This is a genomic window from Micromonospora sp. NPDC049171, from assembly GCF_040648275.1.
GTDB lineage: Bacteria > Actinomycetota > Actinomycetes > Mycobacteriales > Micromonosporaceae > Micromonospora.
This window is the reverse complement of sequence record NZ_JBEZDJ010000013.1, coordinates 100,312-126,542: the sequence shown is the minus strand read 5'-3', so window position 1 is coordinate 126,542 and position 26,231 is coordinate 100,312. Positions and strand designations below refer to the sequence as shown.

Here is a 26,231-nt window from a genome sequence, read left to right as displayed (position 1 = left end):
TTGGGATATAGGAGGCAGGCGATGGGAGCACCTCGACTCAACCAACCGACGTTCCCGGAACCCGGCACCGGGACCAAGCCCGCGCGGCTGCTGGCGGCCGTCGAGGCCGCGGTGACCTACTACCGCGCCCAGCTCAAACACGCTGACGGTCCCCGTGCCTATCTCGCCGAACGGGGCCTCGGTGTCGTCGTGCAGCGAGAGTGGCCATGGCGGATTGGATACGCACCACCGGGCTGGAGTTCGCTGACACGCCACCTCCTTGCCGCCGGCTTTACCGCGGAGGAGTTGGTCGGCGCGGGCCTGTCGACACGCACCCGGACGGACCGGGACCGACTCATTGACGTATTCCGGGACCGGGTCATGTTTCCGGTACGCGAGCCGGCCGGATACGCCGTGGCATTTCTCGGCCGATGCAGCCCTGATGCCGGCAAGGACGTACCGAAGTACATCAACAATTCGCGGACAGCAATCTACGACAAGAGCCAGCTGCTGTTCGGCATCGCCGAGCAGCAGGACCGCGTCAGGGCAGGATGGACGCCGGTTCTCGTCGAAGGACCCGCCGACGTCCTCGCAGTGTGGCTGTCCTACTCCCGGTCCCGCCGGAGCGGAGCGGTAGCCCTCGCACCGTGCGGCACGACCCTCACCGGCAGCCAGGCCACAATCCTGCGGAAGCTGCCCGGCGCCGCGCAGGGCCTGGTCGCGGCATTCGACGCGGACCCAGCGGGCCACGCGGCGATGGATCGGGCCTGGCAACTGCTCCGTTACCCGCGACCTCCTGGCCCGCTGCTCGCTGCCGAGTTCAGCGCCGGCGCCGACCCGGCAGACCTGCTGCGCAGGCCATACGGCAGGGCTCGGCTTCGGACAGCCCTGCAGCAACAGGCGCAGCCCATGCTCGATACGGTGCTCGACCACCGCATCGCCCACCTCATCGAACGCTATCCGCGGCTGCTCGAGGACGTCGAAGGCAGGTGTGCCACGGTGCGCGTCCTCGTGCCGCTGCTATTTGAGGCGACGAGCCCAGATGAGGCGATCAGAGTGGCTCGGCGCATCGTCACGTACACCGGAGTCGGGGTCGACACCGTCGCGATCACCGCCATCGCACACCTTGAAGACGCGCTACACGACCTCCGTCCGCAAAGTCGAGCACGACTTCCGTAGAGGCGACCCGTCACTGCACCGCAGATCAAATCCATCTAACTGGGTGGCTGAACTTCTACCATGGACGCCATGCCAGGGGCTGATTGCTGCACGCCCTTCACGATCGAAATAAGATGACCTGATCCAGCGAAAATGTTCCGTACCTAACCCAGAATGTAGCGAGCGCGACGTAGCCCCCGATGCCGAACCCAAGAATACCCGACGCTACTTGCAGAAGCCGATAGATGGGTCTTTTGTTCGAGCGGCGGTCTACTGCTTGGAAAAAGGCTTCTGCTCCACCGAATGCGGCGTAGCCTGCTCCAATCGCCGAAACCCAGCCGCATAGGCAAGCCAAGATCAGTAGACCCACACTCATCAGATCCGAGTACTCACTGTCAAATTGCAATACCCGAGCGTTCAGCGTGACCAGAACAGATTGACCAACAAACGCAAGCGCAATAAACGACAATAAAGCTAGGCTGCAAACTAGGAGCTGTCGCGCAGCATGGGAGGCCGGCGTTACGCTTCGGGGACCTCGCCACGCCTCAACCATGGCATCCGTGGCCACATTGGCGTAGAAATTCCCGGCGATCGCCAACATCGACCAGAAGGCGAAGTTGCGATCATCGAAGTCTCGGAAGGAAAACGCAAGCACTCCACAGGTGGTGCCGGCGATTATCTTGGTAGTGTTTCGCATTCTTCAGTCGAGGTCAGGGCGCGGGACGGTTATACTGATCTGCCAATTTTTTCACCGCATCGGCGACAGCTCCGAGCTGCTGATCATTGAAACTTGCCATCTGCCCTTCAAGCGCTACGACACCGTTTGGTCGAATCGTTACCCGAGCGAGTCCATGGCTTCCAAGGCTCCAATAACTGTTACCCTCTGCGAGTAGAGCTGTCTCCCATCCCCCCTTCACGTCGGTGCCACCATAGTTCCCGCCGTCGTTGTACCGCCACTCAAACTCGCCGAGGATCCACCCTTCGCTCTCCTTCGATTTATATTCGACTGTGCGGCCGCTGCGGAACCGGCCGGGTTGCCACTCCTCCCGAACGACATATAGGTCACACTTCTCTGCGCCGACCTCGAGCAAGAGATCTCGCGCCCCGGATGGAATGAAATCTCTAGGTGCGGAGTGCGAGTCTCGATGAGCCTGCCTCAGGCGAGCGAGATAGCAGATTCGACATTGGTCCACAAAAGCCGTCGATAATGTGCGAGCTTGGTGGGTAAGACAGAATGCGTTGTTGCATTCGAAGCAGCGCCCGATCGCGGCTATGCCACAATCCTCAACCTGACAGTCTGCTGGCATTCATCGAACGATACCGGATACCCGGGGGCGAGAGAGGAGATGAGAACCCGTCGGATTGCCGACAGGCAGAGGTCTCCCAGGGGAGCCGCTGCTGCTGAGCGAGGCTACGGTCGGTTCGACCGGCAAGCTGACGGATGGCAGCCAGCGGTGAACGTGTCGGCACCGGTCGACGCTGTCGCCGTGGGGCTGGCGGTGACGGCGGCGTTCCTGTTGCCCGGCGACCGACCGTCGAGCCGGCCTGGTTCCACTACGCGAACTGTCGGTCAGCCGGCGGGGTCACCGGTTCTACGTTACCGGTGCAGAACCCGCCAGCTCTCAGGCTTCTCGGTTTGGGGCTTCACGAGCTCGCCTACCGTGCTCGTCCTGCAGATGGCAGGCCGCCTCCCCTCGCGACGCTCAAAAGAGCCCCCAAGCAGGCATCCGAGTGAATGGCACGCTGTTATGCCGCGATCTGCCCGCGGCCGCACGAAGAAAGATGCGGTCGAAGCGGGTGGCCTTTCCAAGGAATTGAGGCGCCGCAAGCTTTGGCGGCGCCTCAATTACAAGACAAGGCACGGCGGCGTATTCTGCTAGGCGCAGCCAGCTCGCACCAAACGTCAGTCCCACCAACTCCACCAGTTAGCTGGCGCGGGCTCGCCGGACATCTCCGGCGACGAGTGGTGTCGCGTCACACCCAAGTCGCTGCTCGCAGCGCAGTTGCGGAATGGCCCATCGTCGCCGTACAGGATGGGCAACTGGTGGTCGAGCTCCCGCAGCCAGGGCAGCATGCCGGTCAGCTGTAGTCGCGCCTGCTCCCAGCCGTACCACAGGGCCGTCAGCCGTGTGACCGCTTCGTCGTGGCGCCACCATTGCTCGCACCAGTGCCACCGGGTCATGCCGACCTCGCCGGCTGGGCGCGGGAAGGTCGGCAGCAGGTAGGTGGCCACCCACTGCTCGACCGTCGAGTACAGCGACGGCTGATCATCCCCGTCGCGAGCGGGGGCACGTTCGGCTTGTGCCTGCTGCAAACCAGCAACCTGTGCAGCCAGTCTCGCCACCTCAGCACTAAGCTCGTCGATTCCATTAGCCGCGCGGTTGGGTGTCCGCTGCGACGTGGTGGCCGTCATCGTGTCCTGCCCTGCATCTGCACCGCGGTGACCGCTGTCGCGGGTTGCTTCCCGGCGACTGCGGCATTGACCTGGGGTACGCGAAGCTTCGGGAAGGCCTGTACCCAGGCCGGCGTCGCGAGCGTGTCAGCGTGGCGGACGGCAGCCACAGAGGCGGCGAACTGATCGGCGTTGTCGTCGTGGAGCATGCTTGCCGACTGTCCGGCTGCGTGATCGTTAGCCGAGGTACGCGGATCATCGATTGTCCCGCCGTCACGGACTCCTTCGCCGCGCTCGGCAGCCGCTCGACTCTGCAGGTCGCGGGCCAAGGTCTCCTCCACGTGGCTCTGCGCGAGGCGGATCGCCTCGACCGGCTGACCGTCGGCATCGCTGGTCCTGATCGCCTGGTTCATCTCTGCCGCGAGGTCGCGGAGCAGCTGCACCGGTTCGCCAGCGGGGAGCTTTCCCATGGCACGCCACTGGCGCTGCAACTCGTCGAGAGCCTCCGGCCGGACGTACTCGGCCAGCTTCATCGCCTCATGCCTGACGGCGGCGTCGAAGCCGTCTACTACCGCACGACCACCGGGTGGCAGCGCTGCTGGACCGTCCGGGGTGATCCCACGCCGCTCGGGCGTACCGCCGTGCGCGCGAGCTCCGCCGTACGCGCGGTGACCGACGCGGGCGTCGCGCTCCCACACCTCCCGGGCAGCGGTACGCATGGCCTCAGGGATGGGTGCTCCGGACTGCCGGTGGCGGTCGTAGGCGGCCATCAGGTCGGGACGGATCTGCCGCAGCCGTTGCTCGGCGAACTCGGCCGCCCGCTGGGCTACCGGGTCGCTACTGGCGTGGATCGTCGCGGTACGCCAGACGGCAGCGGCCTCGGTGAAGGTGGCCTTGTTGACCAGCCAATCGCCGTCCAGCGACGCCGCCATGCGTACCCGGTCCGCTCGTACCTTCGCTGCCAGTCGGTCGGCTTCGCGGCGGGCCGCCGCGGCGGCCATGTCGCGGCGGGCATCGCGTTCCCGTTCGGCGGCCTTGTTCTGGATGCCCACGGCGGCCCAGCGGGCGCCGGCCTCGCCGACGGTCGCCATCGTCGCCAGCCCTTGTAGGAACTGTTGGCGGGTCTCGGCCATCGGGTCCTCGTGTTGCTGCGGGTGCGACACATGCACCTCCCTTGCCTGCTCAGCGGCCGCGCGCGGTACGCCGGCCGCCTCCCACTGTCGGTGCGGGTGTTGATGTCGGAGTTAGCGGCAGCGTTACCGTCCGTTGCCGGCCGCCCGCTACCAGCCGAAGGGCGTCGGCTGCGGTCCGGGCGGCCTCGGCCTGGTGTAGGCGGTGCTGGGCATGTCGTAACTGTTCGAGGGTGTCGGCGAGCCGGGCGAGGTCCATGACCAGCGCAAGCGCTGCGATGGTGTCGTCGTCGCCGGAGATGCGGCCTAGGAGCGCTACCAGGCGCGACATGGCGCGCATCTCCTGGGAGCGGCTGGTGGACTTCTGAACCCGGCCGTATAGGTCCCGGGCTGCCCGGTCGAACACCTCGGCGGCCCGATGCAGCGGCCCGCGCCGGTCACCTTCCATCGTGTAGGCCAGGCTGGTGAGCAGGTCCGCTGCGGCGACCGCGGTGGCCTGCGCCCGCCCGGGCACGGTATGGGCGTCGCGGCGGATGTCGTCGGCGGCTGCGGTGACAACCTTGGCGGCCTGGCGCATCGCGGCGACCCGCTCGGTCCGGCCGACCGCCGGCGTTACCGGCATGAACGTGGGAGCGCCCCACCGCAGCCGCAGCTTCGGCAGGGTCATGTCGGGCGCCAACCGCCCGCCGCCGAAGTACACCGGCTGCCTGCCGGCGGTACGGGCCTCGGGGAGAGCCACCGCGTACCCGGTTATCTGGCGGGGATCGGTGCTGCTGTGCCGGAGTCGGACCAGGATGCCCGCCTCGCGTAGCCGGGTGAAGAACTCCTCCTGCGACGCGGCAGCAGCCGCAGCCGCGCGTACCCGCCGGCGCAGCTCGTCCCGCGGCGTTCGGGCGCGGCCGGTGCGGCGGGCTTTGCTGACCTCCGCGGGGTGGGGGCGACGGTGCGCGGTGCGGTCAGCCGGCGGGACCCGACGGTGCAGGTTGTAGCGGCGGGCGACGTTGTAGGTGGCCTTGACGCAACGCGGGTAGTCATTGCGCATCCAGTTGGTACGGCCGTCCTCGCGCACCAGCGTGGCGACGATGTGTACGTGGTCGTCGGCGTGGCGCATGGCGATCCACCGCAGGCCCGGATCGGCGGCGGTGGTGGCGACGCCGACCTCGGTGAGCATCTGCACCGCCATGTTCGCCCACGTCGTGTCGCCCATGCTGCGATGGCGGTCCTCCGGGGCGAGCCGCATGCTGGCGTGCCAGACAAACTTGGTCGGCGGCCGGTAACCGGCGCGGACCGGCTGCTCCAGCAGTGCCGTCAGCACGCGGAGGTCCAGGTTGCCTGTGGCGGTGACTCTGGGCTCCAGGTCTGCCAGAGGGCCTGCGCCATCCCAGACGGCCACAAGGTGCGGGTTGATGTGTTCTTCCGCCTTGCCTGGGCCCCACAGGTAGCGCAGCAGGCCACCGATGCGCGAGCCCCGTCGGTGCACCCGCGTGATCATCGCAGCTTCCTGTCGATCCGGGAGATCACCTCATCGAGCCGGGCCACCGCGGCCGCGCAGAGCCGGACGGCCTGGACGGCCCAGTCGGGCAGTTGGCCGGTGGCGTTGAACGCGGCGGCGGCCTGGTTGACGTTGTTGCCGAACATCACGACGGCGCGGCGAGCGGCGAACAACTCGTGCTGCAGGTCGCGTAAATCGCCGGTCGTAGCACCGGGTGCCTGAGCTGCTGACGCGGCGGCGACCGCGGCCTTCGCCGCGTAGCCGGTCGTGGTCAGCTGCGTGATCGCCGCCGCTGCGTCGATCGCGGCCTTCTCCTCGTCGGACAGCCTGAGCAGAACGGCGTGTGGGCGACCCGGCCGATTGTGGGCACGATGGCGGGCCGTGCGGGGCGGGGCAGGCTGCTCATTGTCCATTGCCACCACTGTCCGCCCACGGCGTTGCCGGCGACGTCAGCGCCAGCAATACCCGGGTCGGCCGGGCCGACGCGACGGGCGCCGCCCGCTTCCCATTGCCGATCTGCGACCGCGCCCGGTCGCAGATTGATAAGCAATGGCCATATCTTGCTCCATCCGCCCCCGGTCTTCCACGCCTCGTGGGTTCGGTGCTTCCAGGGCCCGTCAGGCAAAGAGGGCTTCCAGCCGGTGGAGCGTCACCGGCCAACGTCAGCCGGCGAAGGCTATGTTCTGGAGATGGGCGGTGCGCAAAGCGGCGTCGGCTCACTTGTGGGCGGCGGCGTCCGTGGCCGCACGTGACCTCGCAGCACGCCATCCTGCTCAGGGCTGGGTAGACCTCGGCGCACGTCCTGCAGTACTGCTTGTTCGCTGGTCGATTCACCTGGCCCTTATCAACTACCCTTAGCAGGATTCTCTTTATTGCATGCCGACTGCGCCAACCTGAACGAAGACCAAGTGGGACGATCTTGCAAAACCTAGTGAATGAAAACTACGAAGTCGATCTCTAACGCCCCAGGTCAAGAAGTGTGCTCCCCGCGCACGCGGGGGTGATCCCACGCGGGGCGTACACCCGGCGCTGATCGGTGCGTGCTCCCCGCGCACGCGGGGGTGATCCCAGGATCGGCGTGGCGTACGTCTGGGTGAAGTCGTGCTCCCCGCGCACGCGGGGGTGATCCCGAGACTGGTGCGACACATCCGGTCCCGTGAATGTGCTCCCCGCGCACGCGGGGGTGATCCCGCGTTGCCGCCAGAGCGGATGGCCGTCAGCAGGTGCTCCCCGCGCACGCGGGGGTGATCCCTCGGTGGTGCCGTCCAGGGTGATCCGATCCTCGTGCTCCCCGCGCACGCGGGGGTGATCCCCTGGGGCCACTCGGCGAGTCCCTGGGCCGGTTGTGCTCCCCGCGCACGCGGGGGTGATCCCCCTAGGAGCATCGTGAAGATCTTCGGCCGTGAGTGCTCCCCGCGCACGCGGGGGTGATCCTGGTCTTGCACCGCGAGCGCATCCGGGCAGCCGGTGCTCCCCGCGCACGCGGGGGTGATCCGTCAATCACGGCGTCCTGCGCGGTGGTGCCGCTGTGCTCCCCGCGCACGCGGGGGTGATCCGGCTCAAGCGGACGACCTCGGGGTGCTGTACACGTGCTCCCCGCGCACGCGGGGGTGATCCCGCGTACGCGGTCTGCCCGGCCACCGCCGCGGCGTGCTCCCCGCGCACGCGGGGGTGATCCCCCGTCCGCGGTGATGTCCAGGTTGATGCCGACGTGCTCCCCGCGCACGCGGGGGTGATCCCTTGTCCTGGCTCGGCACCCGTACCGAGGTGGTGTGCTCCCCGCGCACGCGGGGGTGATCCCGTCGTCCGGTCCTCGAAGCCGACTCGTGCGTCGTGCTCCCCGCGCACGCGGGGGTAATCCCCCTTGCGGGTCGCGCTGCGGGTCCGGCGCGTCGTGCTCCCCGCGCACGCGGGGGTGATCCTGGAAAGTCGGCATGAAGATGACCAAGAGCCGCGTGCTCCCCGCGCACGCGGGGGTGATCCCAGCCTGTCTCACCTGCCCCACGACCGGCGCCCGTGCTCCCCGCGCACGCGGGGGTGATCCCGGGTACACGCTGCACAGCTGCGCGCTGGTGCTGTGCTTCCCGCGCACGCGGGGGTGATCCCTGCGTGCCGCCGGAGTGGCAGGAGCCAGGCAAATCTTCCCCGCGCACCCGGGGGTGATCCCTCCATGCCGTCCTCCAGGACCGGCGTCCCGCCGTCTTCCCCGCGCACGCGGGGGTGATCCGTTGCCGGCCGAGGCCCGGGGCGCGGTCACGGGTCTTCCCCGCGTACGCGGGGGTGATCCCGGCACGGCGGCGGAGACGGTCCCCGTGGTCACGTCTTTCCCGCGCACGCGGGGGTGATCCGACGACCGGGCCGGCGACGGTAGACAGGCCGCTGTCTTCCCCGCGCACGCGGGGGTGATCCCGCGGCGACCGACATAGCCCTCGATCAACGCCCCGTCTTCCCGGGGCACACGGGGGTGATCCTGCTCTACGTCGGCGTTCCGGAGACGACGATCAGTCTTTCCCTGCCCCGAAAAGATCCCGTGCTCTCCGCGCACGCGGGGGTGATCCGGCGGGGTCCGATGCCGCCGTGGCCGCCCCGCCGTGTTCCCCTCGCACGCGAGGGCGATGTCAACGCCGCCTCAATTTCAGGCGGAGCCGACAGGTGATCCGATGTGCCGGTGGGCCTACCCCGTTTTGACGGACATCCGAGATCAGGGGACCTGGGGTCTCCGGGAGGATGTCCAGCATCTTGGAGAGCATGGGGAAGAAGCGGCCGCAGCCTCGGCGTTTGTTCACGCCGGAGTTCAAGGCCGAGATCGTCGAGTTGTGCCAGCGTGGTGACCGCACGCTTCGGCAGGTCAGCCAGGATTTCGACCTGACCGAGACCCCGGTGCGTGACTGGGTCAAGCAGGCCAACCTCGACAGCGGCACCCGCGCCGACGGGCTGACCAGCAGCGAACGAGACGAGCTCGCGCAGTTGAGGCGGGAGAACCGCTTCTGCCACTTCGGGACGCCCGGCCGCCCTCACGGGTGGCCCAGGGGCCTACTTCTGGCTGGCCTTCTCGACGTCTTCCACGCTCACAAGGCGGCTGGGCCGACCGAGGGCGCTGCCGGAGCCTTGGCAAAGGATCACCTCGAACACAGTGCCGCGTTCCGTGCAGGGACCGTTCCGCATCGCTGGCCTGCACCAGCAGCCCAGCGAGGAGCAGTGGGAATACGCGGCGCGGGCCGGCAGCACCACGCTGACCTTCTACGGTGACGACAAACCCGCCGAGGACCAACTGCTCGACGGATTCGGCGACGAGACGCGGACCGCCGCCCGCGAGAACACGTTCGGACTGGCAGCGATGGGGTCGGCGAACGAACTCTGCGCCGACGTACGGATCCCCGGGTTCAACGGCGCACCGTCAGACGCGCGACCACGGAGGACCGGAGACGGGCCCCGGACCGTACGCGGCGGAGCCGCCGATCTGTACCCGTGGCAGGGCTGTGGCGAGTGGCTGCTACTGCTCGCCCGCCACTCGGTACGAACACGCCGACTTCACGGCGGTACGCCCAGCCGCACCACTGCCACCCCACTGAGGGTGGTCTGAGAGGATCTCTCGCGAGCCGGCAAGCAGGCCGACGGTCGCCGAACAGGGAGGCGGCGTCTCCCGTCGGCCTCACCGCCCGCATAGTCCGACGTACGGCTTGTCCCCCGGCAGCACGGTAATCCGGCCGACACCTGCCCGCGCGGACACGACACTGTGCGACGAGTCAAGGCGATCGAGGCGTGTGCCCAGCTCGACAGGGTTCTCGCTACGCAGCCTCAACGAGCAGCGATCCATCGATCGCCAAGACGCTGGCGCGCCGATCCGAGAGAACGGCGTAGCCGCGTCGTGCGGCCTCGTAGACCACTTGGGCAAGTCCGATGTCCCCGCTGGCTGCTGGCAGGAGAGCCGCGACCGCGCCACTGTCAGCGGCGGCGAATTTCGCAAGCCACGTGTTCGGCTCCTGACACAGACCCACGAGACGGTCGTGCTGCTCGGGTACCGCCTGCACCGCTAGAGCGAGACTCGTCTCGCAGATCAGCACCGTCTGCCCGCGCCGACGGCACGATGCGACCAGTGCGCTGACGAACATGTCCGACCTCGCGAACGCGACCAGAGCGCCAACATCGAGCACCCAACCTCCCAGAGCGTCGAGACCCATGTCAGGCGCAGCATCGTCGCGCGAACTGCATCCGAGCCCGCCGTCGGCGCACTTCGTCATCCCGTCACCTCCACCGGTGGCAGCCCGTTGGCTACCGCACCGGCGTCAGGTTCCAGACGAGGCGTTTCCCGACCGCTGCCAAGCGGCGTCACGCCGGCACCCGGCCCCTTGGCTGCGGTTTCCGGAGGACGCTCCCCAGTAATTCCGACGACGGCCGTAGCGGTCCGAGCCTTCACAGCCGTAGGCGGCGCCAGCCGTCAGCGCCAACCTGAAGCGTCGCCGAACTCACGAAGCAAGACGGCCAAAGGCCAGGGACAGAACAGCCGAGCCGCCGAGGAAACACGGCTCGACCTTGGAGCGCAATCCGTGTTACCGGCGCTCCCGGGAACGCCGCTACCAGAAACGGGTAGCGCCACAAGCAACGCCCGAACCGGATGGTCGTGTCGAGGCGTGCCAGACCGTGCCTCTCCAGCCAGACGCGCCTGGCGTCGGCTCCCTCGACCTAAGGACCAGGGTGATGACCACCAGCAGCTTCAACCAGGACGAGCTACTGCAACTTCCTGCGATGATCGACCTGGCGACCGCCGCCCGCGCCCTCGGAGTTGGCCGCACAAAGGCATACGACCTGGCGAAGAGCAACGCCTTCCCCTGCCCAGTTCTTCGGATCGGAACCTCGTACCGCGTGCGCACGGCAGACTTGCTCCGGCTCATCGGCGTCGACCGGCAGCCGACGACCGTCCGTGACGACCGTCCGGAGGAGACAGAGCGGCGCTACGCCGATCGCTGAGGTTCATCCTCGTCGGGTGCAGTGGCAGCCCATGCCGGCCGGTACCGTCCGGTGAGCACATCGTCAACGAGCAAGGCGACGATCCCGGGCGGGGTCAGGTCGGGCCGCAGAGCCCCCAACCTCTCCATTTCCGACGGCGTCAGCCTGATCTTGACCTGCTGATCCCGCTTCTCCCGCAAAGGCAACGGCGGCAGGTTGTCAGCGACAGGGCGCTGTCGCGGCATACCTCAACTCCTCAGCAAGCAGATCGAACGGCCGCATGACGAGTCGAGGGTCCCACATCTCACATCGCCTATCGCCATCCGCCACTAGGCGGAAATCGGGCCCGAAAATTGGTACCAATATTCGGTACCATTGGATGTGCAGCCTCGCCGCCTCAAGCCCGGACGAGAACCCCATCTACGAAAGGCGCAGGAGCAGAATGAGCACCTCGGACCCGATCAAGAAGATCACGCTTCGAAGCGGCAAGACCCGTTACCGGTTCGTCCTCGACGTCGGACGCAAGCCGGACGGGCGTCGGGACCAGCGGACGTACACCTTCGACACCAGGAAAGAAGCCAAGGCGGAGTACGCCCGGATCAAGCACGAGACCGACCGCGGCACATACGTCAAACCCGGCAGGATCACCGTCGACGAGTTCCTCGACGAGTGGTTGGCGTCCGCCACCCGCGACGTGGAGAAGGCCACCGCCGCGAACTACCGCGACGCACTCCTCCCGGTCCGGGCTCGTCTCGGTGGCAAGCCGCTCCAGGACGTCACCGAGGCCGACATTGAGGCGCTGATCGACTGGATGCTGACGGAGGGCCGGCGACGCGGCGGCAAGCCGGGTACGGGGCTAGGTGTCCGATCGGTGCGCCTGACGCTTGGCCGGCTCCGGACCGCACTGAACGTCGCGGTTCGCCGCCAACTCGTGGTGCGGAACGTCGCAGCATTCGTGGCCATCCCCAGGGCAGCGGCGAAGGCCGCCATTGAGGCGAGCGCCGAGCGCAAGCCCTGGACTCAGGAGGAGGTGAAGGCGTTCCTGACCGGCATCACCGCCGAGCGCCTCTACGCCCCATGCCTGCTGTCGCTGATGGGCCTGCGGCCCGCTGAGGTATGTGGCCTGCGCTGGTCCGATGTCGACTTCGAGGCTGGCACGATCGCGGCCGGGGAGAACACGCGGACGCTCGTCGATGGCGAGATCGAGGAAAAGGAGGCCAAGTCAGCGGCCGGCAAACGCGGCCTGCCGATGCCGGCGACGGTAACGAAGGCGCTCAAGGCGCTCCACACCCTGCAAAAGAAGGAACGGCTGAAGGCCGGCAACGCCTACACCGACAGCGGCTACGTCCTGGTCAACGAACTCGGCCAGCCGCAGCGCACCGACTGGCTCCGCCGCCGGGTCTACGAGCTGATGGCCAAGGTCGGAGTCCGCAAGGTTCGGCCATACGACGCGCGGCATGCCTGCCTGACCTACCTCGCCGGCGCCGGAGTACCCGATGTCGTGCTGGCGGCCTGGGCCGGCCACGCCGACGGCGGCACGCTCGCCAAACGGGTCTACGTCCACCCCGACAGCAGCCACCTCAAGGTGGCGGCAGAGCACCTCGAATCAGGCCTGTTCGGGTGACTCGAGCGGCCTGAAATTCAGCAGTACGTGCGTACGTGAGAAGTTGTGAGACGAAACGGCAAAAGGCCCCGACTCACCGAAGTGAATCAAGGCCCCTGACCTGCCGATACTCTGTCGGGACGGCCGGATTCGAACCGACGACCCCTTGTTACCATCCGCAACCATCCCGACCTTGTCAATGACTGTCAGAACTAGGCGCTGAGCTGCACAGACGCGAACAAGCAGTGGTCGCCCCTTGTCACTTTTTGTTAACCTCAGCCGGGGGTTTTCGGGGGGTAAACGGGGGGTCACCCAGAATGCGGTCAGGCCTGATCGCACCCGCCTAGTCTGCCGCCGGTGGCCTACGCGTCTGACAGAGTGCGTACTGACTGAACCTGCGGCAGCCCATCCTCGGTCAGTTCGACCATCACCGAAACCTCATGCGACGGTGGCCTCTCGGTGCTGTCCCGCAACGACCGGTGCACGGGGCACTCGCACGACGGCTGCAGCGGTTCCGGACACCGGACAAGAACCGCTTTCAACCGTTGAACCCCGTCAACGGCAACCGGCCACGACCAGTCCACGTCCCACGGCTCCTCCCACGGCAGGTGGGAGCAGTCATGTTCGAAGCGAACGAGGAGGCCGGCCCCACACTGAGGGCAGACGCACAAGCTGGTCCAGCGGTAATTGACATGATGATCGGAGGCAGCGCTCGACCTGGCAGTCCGGATGCAGGAGCCTCCTCCCAAAACGATGAAGCTAATTCGGCAGGCTCGGATCGACGAGCGTGGCGATGCGGGGCCCGAGATCCGGCCGCCGGGCGCCGAACCGGTCGACGAGCATGCGGGCCTGCTCCGCGGAGAGCCGGGGTGGCGGCAGAGGCGGGTCCGTCTCAGACCACCGGACCACCGCGTCCAGCACCACCAACGGCCAGTCATCGACCGAGGCGGGCATCATGCTGTGTATGACTTTCGCAAGCCGGAGCGTGGCATCTGGATCGTGAACAGGGTCGAGGTGCGCAGCAGCACAGCGAATCCGGTCAAGGTGATCCGTTTGCTCTTGATCGGGGGCCAGGAATCGGACCTCCAGAACATCGGCAACTGTCTCGGCGTCGATGTCAGCGTCGACGGTCATGCTGCGGAAGAACACCACGCGTCCCTGGGCACTGATGTGCGGAAGCCAGACAAGCGCGGCGCGGTACAGGTCTCGGGCCTCCTGCTGGGAGAGCTTGGCCCGGCCGAAGACGAGGCGGATCAAATCCGAGAGGACAGTCGCCGGCTGCCCACCGACTCCGTGGTAGACGCCGTCACCGAGAAGGTTGAGATCGGCCGTCCACAGCGGCGTTACCGCGTCGCGCACGAGATCGTTGACCGTGTCGGCGAGGAAGTGGTCCTGCCACCCGGCCTGCCGGATCGCGCTTCCGCCTCGCACGATCGAGTGGATGTTACTCAATTCACGAACGGGCGCCGGGAGGCCGTCGCCGAGCAGCCAGGCGACGTCGACCGGAGGAGCGTTTTGACTCTGGGTCCGTTCCTTCAGCGAGAGTGCGAGATCACGCCGTCCTCGATCCCTAACCCGGTCAACCTTGACCAGGTAGAGCAGTTCGATCCATCCGCTCGCCTCTTCTTCCGCGTGCCAGATCCGGGCGATCCTGGTCCACAAGTTGATGGTCTCGTGACCATGCTGATCGGACTCGGGATTGATGCCCAACAGCTGTGACGCGGCAACCTTGCCGCTGGTCAGCGCCAGGATGAGGAGATTTGAGGTGTAGGCGGCGATGCGCGCCGGCGTGCCTAGGGAGCGCGGCAGATAGGCGGCGAACTCGCGGGGCGCGCGCTCCTGGGTCGCCGCCCGGAATAGACCGAAGATCAGCTCGATCCCGTCCTGCCGGTCCGCCTCCGGCCATGCGGCCACCATGCGCCGGACGAAGACTACGATCTGCCGGCGGCTGGCAAGCGGTGCGAACGAGAGCAGCGCGTGGGCGAGGTCGTCGTCGACCGCACCGCTGGCGGGGATAGTCGTCGCCCGTTCGCGGTTGATCATGTTCCGCACTATTTCGACGATCAGTCGGGCGGTCAGGTACTCGGCGAACGTGGCGTGCAGGAACTCGAAGGTCTCCAGTCTCGCGTCGTCGGACGTCGCGCGAGCCCGATGGATGAAGAAGAACGACCCGACCGCGAGCTCGGCGGGCGCGAGCGGGGTGCGCAGGTCGGCTGGATCCGAGTGGACCGGCGTGCGGCCGGTCAGACCGGGAAGTGCCTCCAGGTCACGCCCCAGCTCGGCCTCGCTCACCCACTGCGCGCCGCGGTTGAACATCGCAAACGCGACCACGCTGAGCCTGCGCAGCTCTTCCTGGACCCGACGGTCCCTCTCCCGGACGGTCCAGCCGGTAGCCAGTTTGTCGACCTGCCGCCGGGCGAACCGGTCGAGCAGTTGCTCGTAGAGCCAGTCGGAGTCGAGATGCCCGGCATCGCGCAGGCTGCCACCCTGCGCGTTGAAAAGAGCCAGCATAAGCAGCAGCAGCGGCTGGCCGGCAAGATCGGGGTAGCGCAGGACGGTCTCTAGGTCGAGTCGGGCGTCGTTGGCGCGGTTCCAGACTGCGAGCCAGGCAGCGACTCGCACCTTGTCGAAGGGCTCGAGCCGTAGCGCGATGGTGCCCTCGGCCGGCTTGGCGCGCCCGGCCACGCTGATCCGGCTGGTCACGATGACCGCCACCGGTCGACCCTGGTCGGCCTCCCGCCGCTGGAACGCGGCCGCCTTCAGCAGGTAGTCGGTCTGGCTCACGCCGGTGGCCTGCAGCAGCTCGTCGAAACCGTCCAGGATCACTACGGGGAACGCGTCGCCGGCCGAGCGAGCCAGGGCCGGCCACTCGACCCGCTCGCCGGTGTCGATCCGGATGGCCTGCTCGATCTGTTCCTGGAGGTCGGCCACGGCCGAGACGTCGCGCAGCGGGACGAGCACGGGTAGGAAGTCGGTCGGCGGGAGGCGGGCGGCCAGCACCTTCCCGAGCACGGACTTTCCGGAGCCGGGCTGGCCGAGGACCAGCATCGGCGCCCGCGCGGCGTCCGGCTGGGTGAGGAACCGCCCCAGGAATGCGAATAGTTCGTCCCGGACTTGCTGGGTCTGCCACCAGTCCTCGTCGCTCAGCGGGGTTCGGTCCGTGACGTCGACCGCCCGGAACAGTTGAGGGAGGAACGCCTCGCCGAGCTGGGGAACGGTGATCCCGGGCGGTGTCTCGCCTGGCTCGACGATCGGCCGGGACAGTGCCGCCGCGTACGCGCGGGCGAGTGCCCGCCGTCGCTCGTCGGGTCCCCGACCGGACGCAATCGTCTCCATCACTTCCCGCAGAGCGTCCAGGGCGGTCGTCATGTCGCGCAGTCGTGCCTGGACGGCGGACTGCTCACGGATCCCAGCCCAGAACGCGACCTCGGGGAATTCCGCCGCGAGCTGGATCAGCAGGCTGTCGTAACGCTTCACCGCCGTGTCCGGGACCGCCCGAAGCCGGCCGAGGGCGACCGCTCGATCGGACTCGTTCAGTTCTTCCCAGACAGCCAGGCCGGTGACGAAGGATTCGACCTTGCTGGTCAACATGACGTAGTCGTCGGCCCTCAGGCGGGTGCGGAAGTCATCGTGCGACTCGGCCGGGCCGGGCACCGCGGCGCTCCACCCGGCCGCGTCGAAGCCGGTGCCGCCCAGCGATCGTTGCTCGTCGGCGGTGAGGCGCCACTCACGTCGCCCGAACGGTTCGCCGGAGTCGCCCAGAGCCTCGAAATAAGCGGTCAACACGAGCACCGCTTGGGCCGCCTGCAACCGCTCGGTGCGCTCGTAACGGCTCAGGTGGGACCGATGCTCGACCAACCCAGCCACCAGCCGTTCGGTGATCTTGCTGAGCTCAGTCTTAGCGTCGAACCAGCCGAGCACCCCGGGCACCGGTCCCAGCAGGGTGATCAGGCCGGCGCCGGTGAGCGTGTCGAGTAGCCGGACCACGCGTCCCGTGTCGCCGCCCAGCAGCTTTACCGCGTCCTGGTAGCCGATCCTGCGCGCCATCGCTCCATTATCGGGCATCGCGCAGAGGCGGTAACCATGCGCAGTTGGCCCGGGTCCTCCAACGGTGGGAGGAGGTTGGGCTCGACGGTGATGAAGGCCGCCCGCCGACGATTGTCGGTGTCACTGGCACGCCTTGTTCAGAACCTCCGGCGCGGACACCACGCGCTCGAACTCGACGTCCCACCCGCGCCTGCGGGTGGCCACCGCGTTCACCGAAGTGGCAAAACCGATTTGACCAGCGCCCGCTGACGCAGCTCGGCGTGGCCACCGATCCGGCAAAGCACAGAGCCCACTTTGGTAGCAGGATTGATGGACGCACGCTGGTCGCCACGGACTACCTGGACGCACTGTGAAAGGTTCAGGAAAGATCTCGTCACTAATCCGACAACGGCAGCTGCTGCCGGCGTTGGAAGTAGATCTAGTGCGGGTACTCCACAAAGGCATTACTCCGGCGGCCTCGGCGGCGTAGGTGCTAACGTCCCCAGGTGACCGCCATCTGGGGCACCGACGCAACCGGCAACTGGCAGCCGCTTGCTGCAAGTCAGTATCCGGCGGAGCAGGCCCTGCACGACTTGGTCGCTGAGGGCCCGCAGATGCTTCCACTGTCCGGGGCTCCGCGCCTGACCGTGCTCGGCACGGAAGTGCAGCTTGGTACCGGCCGCGCTGACGTCGTGGCCGTGGAGTCCTCAGGGCGGCTTGTCGTCATCGAGGTCAAGCTCGCAGGAAACCCCGAGGCGCGACGCGCAGTGGTTGCCCAAGTCTTCTCCTACGCCGCATACCTGCAGGGACTCGACCCTGATTACCTTGAGTCGGCCACCCTCGGCGCACACCTAACACAACGCAGAGTCAAGAGCATCGTGGAAGCGGTTCGCAACGACGACCAGGAGGGATCAGTCGACGCAGCATCGTTCGCTGATGGGCTCGCCCGTAGCCTCGCAGACGGAGCATTCCGCCTGGTAATCGTGCTCGACAGTGTGCCTGACGAGCTGGTGCAGCTGGTGGGCTATCTGGAGGTGATCGCAGACAAGGTCATTATCGATCTCGTCACCGTCACGGCATACGAGGTCGAGCAGTCGCGAGTACTGGTGCCCCAGCGTATCGATCCCGGCCGCAGAGCGGCGGAGCTATCTGAAGCGGAGGCCGCCGCCCGGCAGGCCAACGCGCCGCAACCAGGCTCGGCTGACTTCCGTACCGCTGCGGCGAAAGCACCGACGGAGCACCAACAGATGCTGGCGCAACTGATCGACTGGGCAGAAGCCCTTGACGCGAAGCACCTGATCTCACTGTCCAGCTACAGCGGCAAGAACGAGATCACCACCCTGCTGCCGCGTCTGATTCGCGGCGGCTCAGGGCTTGCGACGATTTACTGCGAGCCGAAAGCCGCATACCTCCAACTGTGGCCGTCCGTGTTCAACCGCCTCGCACCCAACGCCATACCGATGGTGGAGCAGGAGCTCGGCGGGCCTATCAGACACGGGCAACGCCTCAATGTCATTTCCGACAGCCTCCTCGAAGCACTCACGTCCGCCTACTACGAGGCGAACGGCCAGCTCACGCCGACGCCTTCGTGACGTTGCCTGATATCGCCGCCAGCGTCGACTTGCTCTAATACTCCAGCCGCACCTGGTGGAGGTGGAGTCTTCGCTGGTAGTGGGCTGTTTTGGCGCGGTGCTGGTGTCGGCGCCGCCATCGTGACCATCGATGGATGTGATCAAAGGTTCGGATGGTGGTGATCAGGTGTGCCAGGAGACGTCGGACCTCGCCAAGGGTGAGGGGTATGAGGCCCGTCATCGGATTCAGTGCCCCCTTTTTGGCGTGGGCGGCGGTGACGGCGAGGTAGGCGTGGGCGCACAGAACGAGTGTTATGTGGCGGTACCAGACGACGTACCGACGCACCTGATAGTGATCCAGGCCGACCTCGGTCTTCGCGCCGTGGTCGGGATCCGCTGGTTGCGGGGCACGGCCAGGACGTATCCGATGCGCTGCTACTGCAGCCAGGTCCGGGATTTGGAATCCTGCCCGTATGCCTCGTCCGCGGTGACCCACCTTGCCGGTAGCCCGGCGGTGAGGGCGCGTTGAATCATCCGCAGGAGCATCGCCGAGCACGCCGAGCACGCTGGCCCGGACGGGATGCTGGACCTACTGGCCCGGGTGACGTGGGACGACGCCGAGGTTCGTGCCGATGTCCGCGAGGCCGTCGGTGGGCATCTCGGTGATGTCGAGGCCGCGCCAACGCCGTCGGCATGGCGACGGCAGGCGGAGCGGGCGGGCGGATCACCTCCTGTGGTACGAGATCGTGGGGCGCTGCCGGCACGCGTGAGGGCTGCGCGAACCCGGGACTGTCACCGCTCATCAAGAACGCCGAAGTGCTCTTCCGTCGGCTCGTCCCCGCGCTCCATCACCTCGAACATCAACTTGCTTCGGAGCTTGGCGCGCTGACCTTCAGCCCGGGAGGCGCCATCAGGCTAGGATGCTTTTCTGCAACTGGCGGTTAGCTGACAGGATGACTAGCAGCGATGCGGCGTGTCGCACCTTGCAGGTTGCCTCCTCATCCGCAAGACTCAACTCGACAAAGCAACACACCTGCAGTGGCCTAAGGCCCGATTGGAGGTATGCACCGGTGCAGCGAAGCCCGATTCACGTTTCCAAGCTCACGCTCTCGTCCAAGAATCAGCAGGCAGACGGAGACCCGAAACTTTCCGACCATTGGGTGCGGGTAAGCCGAGTGCTGGCTCGGTCAATCAGCGTCAAGCCCGTGCTGATGATTTCGGCGCTCGCCATGATCGTGATAACGACGACCGATGGCGCTGGCGTCTGGACGCTGTCAGCAGGTCTCGTCACCGTAGGTGTGATCACAGTAATCCCAAGCGGCCTGGTCGTGCTCATTCGGGCGGAATCTATAGTGACACCGCCTAGAAGACCCTCTGGCGGAAGGCACCGTCGACACCGCAGCATGCCGGAACGGCGCGCCTGCCGCAGCAGTGGGATCTAAGCAACGCCCTCGGTCGAGCGATTCTCGGACGGTCGGAAACTGTTGCGGATCTCTCGCAGCCGATCCCGCGCGTCGTCACCAGTGTCCGCATGCTGGAACAGGTCTACGATTGCTCGCTTATATCTATCGATAACGTGCTTATCGTCTACTAAGGCAACATCGTTTGGCATGTTGTCCAGGTAAACGACATCTGGATCCAAGTTTGATTCAAACTCGTGCAAAGAGAATGGCCCCGTCAGCCGCGCTGGAACCTTAGCACCCTTTCGAACAATTCCCATGTCGATTTCCGGATGGTCACAGAGATCGATCAGCCGGCTCAGCTGGGAATAAATTACCGCTTGGTCCCACAACGACTTATGAAGAACGTCGTCATCGATAAGGAACCGCACTCGACGATGACGCAGGGTTCCGAACAAACGTCGTTGGCGCGCCAAACGTAATCTCACACGAGCTTCGATGACGCTGTCGTTCACCGGCGTCAGGGTCGTTGCCACGACGACCGCACGCGCGTACTCCTCGGTCTGCAGGAGGCCGGGGACCACCAACGGGTGAAACTGGGTGATACGGCACGCGTCATCCTCGTAGCCGAGGAAGTCCATGTAAGCAGGCGAGACCACTTCACGGTACTCGCTGGCCCAATGGCGTTGCCTAGACTGTCGTGCCAGGTCCAGCAGTTGCTCAACGGTAACCGGGTCAGACACCTCGTAGAAAGAGAGGAGAACTTTCAAGTCATTGACGGAAATTCCGACAGCGCCGGTCTCAATACGGAGAATCTTAGAAAGAGACCATTCCATTCTCTTTCGGACATCTTCTAGCGTAAGCCCGCGATCCTCCCGCAACTTCCGCAGGCTGAGCCGCAGGCGCCTACGGTTCGTCGTCGGCCCCTGCCCGAACGTCATGATTCCGCGCCCCTCACCAGCAAGTTGCAGCCTGCAATCAGGAATAAGATGAATGCACATTGCACTCATGTAGTGGCTGATTGCTGCCGGCTGTAAGCCGTAAGCTATCAGACAGCCCGCCCGGCTGGAAAGCCGCGAGGGGTCGATGCCAGCGCTCGATAAAGAGGGACCCCCCCTGCTACCCTGTTACTCAGAGCGACCGGCCGCGTAACAGATCGTAGAAGTTCCACGTGAGCAGGCAGCACCAGCCCTCACCGCGAACTGCGCCCGGCCACGCCTTACTTCCGCCCGCATGCTGCCGGCTTCGACAGTTAATGCTCCCAAACTCAGCATCCGTAACTTCCATAGCCTCCATTGAGCCAACCACGAAAAGGCGGATTCCATGAACACATCATCTTCGAATCCAGAGTGGATGAGGCGCAGTTCGCGCTGCACAGATGATCATTGCGTGATCGTCGCGAAGTATTCGGATTCGATCGAGGTTAGCGACTCAGCATCCGACGGCGGGCCGCTCGAGTTTCCATACGCAGCATGGCAGACGTTCATGGCGAACATCCGCCGCCAGTCATCCAACTGACCGGCCACCACACGGCACCCTCCCTGCCGACGGGCGAGCCTCTGTCACTCCGGAAGCTGGCGCCAGGCGGGGACCGCGCTGGTCGCCGTTCCCGTCGTGGCCCAGGCAGGTGGACGGGCCTGCCCGCTACCTGATTGAAATCTGCCAGCAAGCGAGAAAGCCCCCTCCTCCGGCGATATAGATAGATAGATAGATAGATAGATAGTCCTGCGGTACCTACACGCCGGCCAAACCTTACAAACGAGGGCCGCCTTCAGCATCAACGACAGGCCGACGGGTACGGATTCGTCTTCGCTAATTCTTGCGTAGATTGCGAAATTCGATGGAGCCGCGCGGGGAGCTCCTCCAAAGGAGCGGCTTCCAGCCAACAGTGACGCATTTCCGACAGTGAGTCAGAGCACCCGGCTCCCCACGTGAGGGTGGTGAGGCCTAAAGGCGTCGGAGGCCTACACCCGTTGTCAAACGCGAACATCGTCGCTCGGCCTTCTGCCGCCGTACGAAGCATTGCGCGCGGCTGAGGTCGTTGGCGAAACTCTGCCGGCGGCTGGTCGTCCACGAGTTGGCGCCGGAGCGCCACGCCTCGGCGAGGGGCACGACGTGGTCAATGTCAACATCGGAAGCCACCGTCCACATGGTGCCGTCGTGGGGGCTGCACCAGCGGCCCGAGATGGCCGCGCAGGAGCTGTCGACGACGGAGGTGCTGTCGCGCTTGAGGACCTGCTCGCGGGTGTTGCAGCTACCACTGACCGTGATTCAGTGCGGGAACAAGTCCCTCGAGTAGCCGCTCGTCGAACCCTGCGTCACCACGGTCAGGGCGTTGAGCTGCAACTGCGCCGTCGCCTTCGATGGAATCCCGGGAGGTGTAGCCGCCGCCGGCTGCGCGCTGACGCCGACCAAGCCGGCGACGGCGGCAAGGACGACCACGACGCTCCGGCGCGTGATGCGTGGGGAACGGGCAGAGACTGGGGTTACCCGCAGGAGGGCCTCTTCGGCACTGGGCGGACGGCAACCGTCTCTGATGATCACGCCCATGGATGCACGTGTTTGTGAAGAGGTGAGGAAGTAGCTTCGGACCTTCGAGACGCTTCGGCGGCGTATGAGTACGGGCTGGGCGCATGCGGCGGGATCTCGCTCTGGTTCTGATTCCGCTACCGCCACTGAGCGTTCGGCATCTTCCACCGCCATCGCTACGCACCCCTGAACCAAGGGAGAGTAGGTGATCACCATAAATATCGGCGTCGCGGCGTTGTCCTGCGGCGACTCTAAGACGCCGGCCTGCCGGGCTGCGCCCACCGCTCACGCGGATGCTGGCCGCATGTCGCTTGTACGGGCGACATGAGACTCGACGTAACCAGCCGTCTTCTGGCCAATGGGGATGACGGGTGCCGCCGCCGGTGGGGGCATAGCTGGTGTCCTGTCGAGGGCTGCCCACGGTTGTGGTTACCGTCAATGATGGACCAGTGACGTGACGATGGCGGTGCTGGGCGTGCCTCGCCGGAGGGCAGATGTTGATCGGTCTCCGGGTGTGGGGGGTGGTGGCCGAGCTCGACGCTGCCGACATGGTCTTCAGTGTGGTCGGTGGGCTCGGGGCGGTCTTCGGGCTTGCCCTGTCGGTGTATGTAATAACGCTGGCTCGGACACAGCAACGCCTCCGGGCGCAGATAGGCCAGGTCTCGTGCTGTCCCGCCGTCGCTCACCGTTCCTTAATCACCACAAACGACTCCATGGCTGCCTTTAGTCTGGCTGGCTCCGACGGCAGCAAGACGGTGCCGGTCGGCCTGCTCCCAACTGGCGCCTCGACGCTTGCAGAGCCGCGACGCTTCGGCGGATGCCAGCTCGTCTGCACCAGGGCCAATATCAGCCCTGAACGGCAAAGTGGCAGGAACCGCAGGGTCCTCACTGATCCTGGAGGTCACGCCAGGCTAGATCAGTGAGCGTCTCGCCCGAATCCACGGTCCAGCGTGCGGTTCCCTGGACGGCAACCGGGTGTTTTTCCCAGCCAGCCTGCTCCCATATGTTTATGATCAGGCCGGATGGCGAATATTGCTGGCCGTCAGCTGACCATAATATCGGCCTGGAACGATGAGGAACCCACGTGGCTCGCGCTCGTCGAGGGTCTGCGGCCAGCCAATCTCGCGTAGCTTGGATTTCGGCGGCCAACGGGGTAACTAGTGTGAGAGCCGCACCTTCGTCTAGGAGGCCTCGGTCGATGATGACAGAGACCGCGTTAGGACGGCGCTTGCGTTTGGTGGGTGGTACGCGTCGATACTTGGTGCGGGCCGTGCTGTCTGCCTCCTCAGTGCCGGTGAGCACCTTCTGCGTTACTTCCCGGCAGCGGTCGACATCCGCGCAGACTGACCGGATTTGAGAGCGGTCCGAATAGAGGGCATCGATCACCGCAGCGACCGTCGGCAGCAGCGTCTCCACTAGGCCGCCGACTTGATCAAGGGTCTGTGTAGCCCATTCGAGCCGGGGATCAGGCTCGTCAATGGCTTCGGTGTCGAGTCGCTGGAAGACCAGGTGCGTCAGTAGATAAACACCGTGGTCCGCCAACGCGGCACCGCGCCCCTCGTACCGGGGCCGCAGGTCGTGCAGAGTCCGCCGGACTTGGCGTAGGATTTGCACCGCGTTCCAGAGGAGGTAAACCCCCGGCTGCGGTCGGAAGAGGACATCGTAAATTCCTTGCGTCCCTCGCTCCCATAGCACGTCGAGGGTCGTCGCCATGCGGGCCGCGTATTGGCTGTCAGGGTGGGCGCAAGCGAGGGCACACGCGGCTTCCACGACCGAACACCCCGTGTCGGGCTCCGGCTCGAGCTCACCGCGGCGAACGCTGTAATCGAGACCCAATTCGGCGCGCATTTCCTCTAAGATCGCCGCCTGTACTGGGTCCAGGGTAATGAAGTCTCGAGATTCGACCCTGTTCTGCCGGTTAGTCGCCTGAGTGGCCTGTTTGGCGAATTCGACAGCCTTGCCGGTAACGATGATACGGACGCCAACCTGCGCCGACGCGGCTTCCTCGTCGGTCTTGAGGGCTTCCGCCACCGACCTGACTGTCTGGGCACCGTTCACCACGCTTGCATTCTTCAACGTCAGTCGCAGCGGGCGAGACTGTGGTGCACGCATATTTTGCTGAACGCGTTCAACTGATTCGCAAAGGATTGTGACACCGTTGTTGAAATACCAGAAGTTTGCAGGTTCGTCGACCAGCGTCTCGATCATCTCGTTGTTGATAGGAGTGCGACCGAGCGGGTTCCGTATGTTCAAGTGAAAGAGACCAGAGCCGTGTTCGACCCAATCGGCGACTTGGTCCGCCTGAACCACACCCTGATAAGACTCGTAGGGCACAGTGATGGGGAACCACGGGAATAGCTCCGCTTCCAGATCGACGGGTCGTGGCACCATGTCCTCACGCACGGAGGTCCATACGTCGGCGCACAGGATGATTCGGCTGCCCAGCACATCCCCATGGCGGTTGAACTCGTTTTCTCCGCCCTCGATGGCGGCCAAAAAGCCGGCGGTTACCGGCTCGGCACGCATCAGCACGATCACCTGCGTCACAGGGACCGGCCCTTGGGACATGACGGTCTTGGCCAGCTCGGCGAGGGGCCGGCCGCGGAAGTTGAACGGAATGAAGTCCTCATCGTCAATAAGTCGCAACCCGGCAAGCAACTCCATCACCGCGGAGCGTTCGGACTTGGCATTTCCGTTCTTGCTCCATTTTGCCTGAACGAGGAAGACCTGTGGGTTGAGGCCCTCCACGACAGCGATCGCGTCGATGCCCTGATCGGCATCGCCATCAATGACCGCAGCAGCCGCGTCTTGCGGGGTCCAACCCGTCACGATCCGCACGGCCTGTGCCGCGAGCGCTCGGGAAAGCGCGCGTGGCGCGCGCTCCTCTTCAGGCTGGCCATCAAGATCACTAAGATCAAGGAGGCCTGACTCCACGTAGACTGATCGAAGAGCCGCTTCCACCTGTCGTACTTGGACAGCCGTGTCCGCTTGACCAGACCTACGCCTGACGGAGCTCAAACGTCCCCACCCCTTACGCTCTGGACCTCGAGGCCACATTGGATGGTGTCATCCTACGGGTCAGGCACTACGACGACAGCCCCTGCAAGAAGCCCTAGAACTAGAGAAGTCTGCGCAATGGAACTCCTCAGTGCAGCTACTACGTCCACGGGTCGGCCGCCTTCGCTACCTCGCCAGCGCCCCTGTCGGTCAGGCCGGAGCCGTGCGAAGTTTTTCCGGCGGACGCCCCTCAGGTTGCCTAACGCCGCAGCCGTCAGTCAACGAGGTAGTGGGCTTCGATGTAGGCAACGGTGGAGTCGTATGGCTCCCCGAGCGGCTTCAACTTGTACCGCCGGAAGACGGCGGCAGTGGCCCGCCGGACGCCTCGGTTGCGGTCGTCTGCGTTGTCCCACGACTGGGTGAGCGTCCGGTTGACCGCCTGGTCGATCTCCTCGGCCAAGTTTCTCTCCGTGATGGTGAGGCCCGCGGGTGCGTGGTCGTGAATGATTCGCGACAGGACGCCTACATGGTCGTCGTCCAGCACGACAACTTCCTCAGGATGTTTCCCGGCGTTCACGATAGCGCGGGCGACCCGGAGTGCCTCCGAGAGGAAGTCCAGGGCGTCCTGGGTGTTCTGGATGATCCGGTCCCGCCGCTGCCTGATTCGCTCCGCGAGGGCGGTGTACTTCGCGGAGCCTGGCTCGACCCCCTTGTCGAGCGCGGCCTTGATCCGGTCCAGGATCTCGGCTGCAGACGAGGGCTGCCTGTCTTCGCCGTCGTCCTTGCCGGGCTTGGGGCGGACGAGAGCCATCAACTCCTTGAGGATGGCGATGCCTTGAACCCGTCTTTGTCACGAGCCCTCTCAGCCGGACGCGCCTCCACGACCCGACGCGGTGCGCGCTCATAGCCGATGACCACGTCTTCAACCTGGAGGAGCCGTACACACACCCAGCCCGAGTTGATCACGTTACGCCCGGAGGCCGGGTCGCCATGGCAGGTCGCTGCGT

General features: G+C 65.7%; 15 protein-coding genes, 5 pseudogenes and 1 CRISPR repeat array. Of the genes and pseudogenes, 8 read left to right on the top strand and 12 right to left on the bottom strand.

The window, feature by feature from the left end:
• Positions 1–21 precede the first annotated feature (21 nt).
• A complete protein-coding gene (locus AB0B14_RS18230) occupies positions 22–1,158 on the top strand; it encodes a toprim domain-containing protein (protein ID WP_357523086.1) in 1,137 nt (378 codons plus the stop codon).
• 97 nt (positions 1,159–1,255) lie between these two features.
• Here the strand turns inward: AB0B14_RS18230 and AB0B14_RS18225 are convergent, their stop codons facing one another.
• The 5 genes from AB0B14_RS18225 to AB0B14_RS18205 all read right to left on the bottom strand — a co-directional run bounded on the left by AB0B14_RS18225 (position 1,256) and on the right by AB0B14_RS18205 (position 6,564).
• The gene (locus tag AB0B14_RS18225; RefSeq protein WP_357523085.1) at positions 1,256–1,834 is read right to left on the bottom strand and encodes a hypothetical protein; all 579 of its coding nucleotides are present in this window, start codon (positions 1,832–1,834) and stop codon (positions 1,256–1,258) included.
• Between the two features lie 1,206 nt (positions 1,835–3,040).
• Complete coding sequence (locus AB0B14_RS18220) at positions 3,041–3,550, bottom strand: DUF4913 domain-containing protein (protein WP_357523084.1); 510 nt, start codon at positions 3,548–3,550, stop codon at positions 3,041–3,043.
• Positions 3,547–4,692, bottom strand: coding sequence for a hypothetical protein (locus AB0B14_RS18215; RefSeq protein WP_357523083.1), 1,146 nt, complete (start codon positions 4,690–4,692; stop codon positions 3,547–3,549). Before AB0B14_RS18215 ends, AB0B14_RS18220 begins: the two co-directional genes overlap by 4 nt.
• A 19-nt stretch (positions 4,693–4,711) precedes the next feature.
• Positions 4,712–6,151 (bottom strand): relaxase, encoded by a 1,440-nt coding sequence (locus AB0B14_RS18210; protein ID WP_357523082.1) that lies wholly within the window; start codon positions 6,149–6,151, stop codon positions 4,712–4,714.
• Positions 6,148–6,564, bottom strand: coding sequence for a hypothetical protein (locus AB0B14_RS18205; RefSeq protein ID WP_357523081.1), 417 nt, complete (start codon positions 6,562–6,564; stop codon positions 6,148–6,150). The genes AB0B14_RS18210 and AB0B14_RS18205 overlap by 4 nt, the downstream gene beginning before the upstream one ends.
• A 566-nt stretch (positions 6,565–7,130) precedes the next feature.
• Positions 7,131–8,770: a CRISPR direct-repeat array (repeat unit 24 nt; unit sequence TCCCCGCGCACGCGGGGGTGATCC).
• Positions 8,771–8,878: 108 nt separating this feature from the next.
• Here AB0B14_RS18205 and AB0B14_RS18200 point away from each other — a divergent pair.
• Together AB0B14_RS18200 and AB0B14_RS18195 are read left to right on the top strand one after the other, a co-directional pair.
• Positions 8,879–9,136: pseudogene (locus tag AB0B14_RS18200) on the top strand (transposase); the annotation flags it as partial.
• A gap of 199 nt (positions 9,137–9,335) precedes the next feature.
• A pseudogene (locus tag AB0B14_RS18195) lies at positions 9,336–9,723 on the top strand (hypothetical protein); the annotation flags it as partial.
• 216 nt (positions 9,724–9,939) lie between these two features.
• Here AB0B14_RS18195 and AB0B14_RS18190 read toward each other — a convergent pair.
• A complete protein-coding gene (locus AB0B14_RS18190; RefSeq protein ID WP_357080599.1) occupies positions 9,940–10,392 on the bottom strand; it encodes a hypothetical protein in 453 nt (150 codons plus the stop codon).
• A gap of 457 nt (positions 10,393–10,849) precedes the next feature.
• Here AB0B14_RS18190 and AB0B14_RS18185 point away from each other — a divergent pair, with 457 nt between their 5' ends.
• Positions 10,850–11,119, top strand: coding sequence for a helix-turn-helix domain-containing protein (locus AB0B14_RS18185; RefSeq protein ID WP_357080596.1), 270 nt, complete (start codon positions 10,850–10,852; stop codon positions 11,117–11,119).
• Between the two features lie 421 nt (positions 11,120–11,540).
• Positions 11,541–12,722: a site-specific integrase gene (locus tag AB0B14_RS18180; protein WP_357523080.1), complete on the top strand. Its 1,182-nt coding sequence runs from the start codon at positions 11,541–11,543 to the stop codon at positions 12,720–12,722.
• A 738-nt stretch (positions 12,723–13,460) separates the two neighbouring features.
• Here the strand turns inward: AB0B14_RS18180 and AB0B14_RS18175 are convergent.
• A complete protein-coding gene (locus AB0B14_RS18175) occupies positions 13,461–16,748 on the bottom strand; it encodes a hypothetical protein (protein ID WP_357523079.1) in 3,288 nt (1,095 codons plus the stop codon).
• 485 nt (positions 16,749–17,233) lie between these two features.
• Here AB0B14_RS18175 and AB0B14_RS18170 point away from each other — a divergent pair, with 485 nt between their 5' ends.
• Positions 17,234–18,319, top strand: a complete 1,086-nt coding sequence (locus AB0B14_RS18170) for a hypothetical protein (protein ID WP_357523078.1) — start codon at positions 17,234–17,236, stop codon at positions 18,317–18,319.
• A 232-nt stretch (positions 18,320–18,551) separates the two neighbouring features.
• On the opposite strand, the pseudogene AB0B14_RS18165 reads toward AB0B14_RS18170, so the two are convergent.
• Positions 18,552–18,677, bottom strand: a pseudogene (locus AB0B14_RS18165) (IS701 family transposase); the annotation flags it as partial.
• Between the two features lie 162 nt (positions 18,678–18,839).
• Between AB0B14_RS18165 and AB0B14_RS18160 the strand changes: the two are divergent.
• A pseudogene (locus tag AB0B14_RS18160) lies at positions 18,840–18,974 on the top strand (IS701 family transposase); the annotation flags it as partial.
• Between the two features lie 762 nt (positions 18,975–19,736).
• Here the strand turns inward: AB0B14_RS18160 and AB0B14_RS18155 are convergent.
• The gene (locus AB0B14_RS18155; RefSeq protein WP_357523077.1) at positions 19,737–20,639 is read right to left on the bottom strand and encodes a helix-turn-helix transcriptional regulator; all 903 of its coding nucleotides are present in this window, start codon (positions 20,637–20,639) and stop codon (positions 19,737–19,739) included.
• Positions 20,640–21,021: 382 nt separating this feature from the next.
• On the opposite strand from AB0B14_RS18155, the gene AB0B14_RS18150 reads away from it, so the two are divergent.
• Positions 21,022–21,216: a DUF397 domain-containing protein gene (locus AB0B14_RS18150; RefSeq protein ID WP_357523076.1), complete on the top strand. Its 195-nt coding sequence runs from the start codon at positions 21,022–21,024 to the stop codon at positions 21,214–21,216.
• A 510-nt stretch (positions 21,217–21,726) separates the two neighbouring features.
• On the opposite strand, the pseudogene AB0B14_RS18145 reads toward AB0B14_RS18150, so the two are convergent.
• The 3 genes and pseudogenes from AB0B14_RS18145 to AB0B14_RS18135 all read right to left on the bottom strand — a co-directional run.
• A pseudogene (locus AB0B14_RS18145) lies at positions 21,727–22,140 on the bottom strand (hypothetical protein); the annotation flags it as partial.
• Between the two features lie 972 nt (positions 22,141–23,112).
• On the bottom strand, positions 23,113–25,161 hold the full coding sequence (locus AB0B14_RS18140) for an AIPR family protein (protein ID WP_357523075.1): 2,049 nt from the start codon (positions 25,159–25,161) through the stop codon (positions 23,113–23,115).
• 337 nt (positions 25,162–25,498) lie between these two features.
• Complete coding sequence (locus tag AB0B14_RS18135; protein WP_357523074.1) at positions 25,499–26,035, bottom strand: hypothetical protein; 537 nt, start codon at positions 26,033–26,035, stop codon at positions 25,499–25,501.
• Positions 26,036–26,231: the final 196 nt, after the last annotated feature.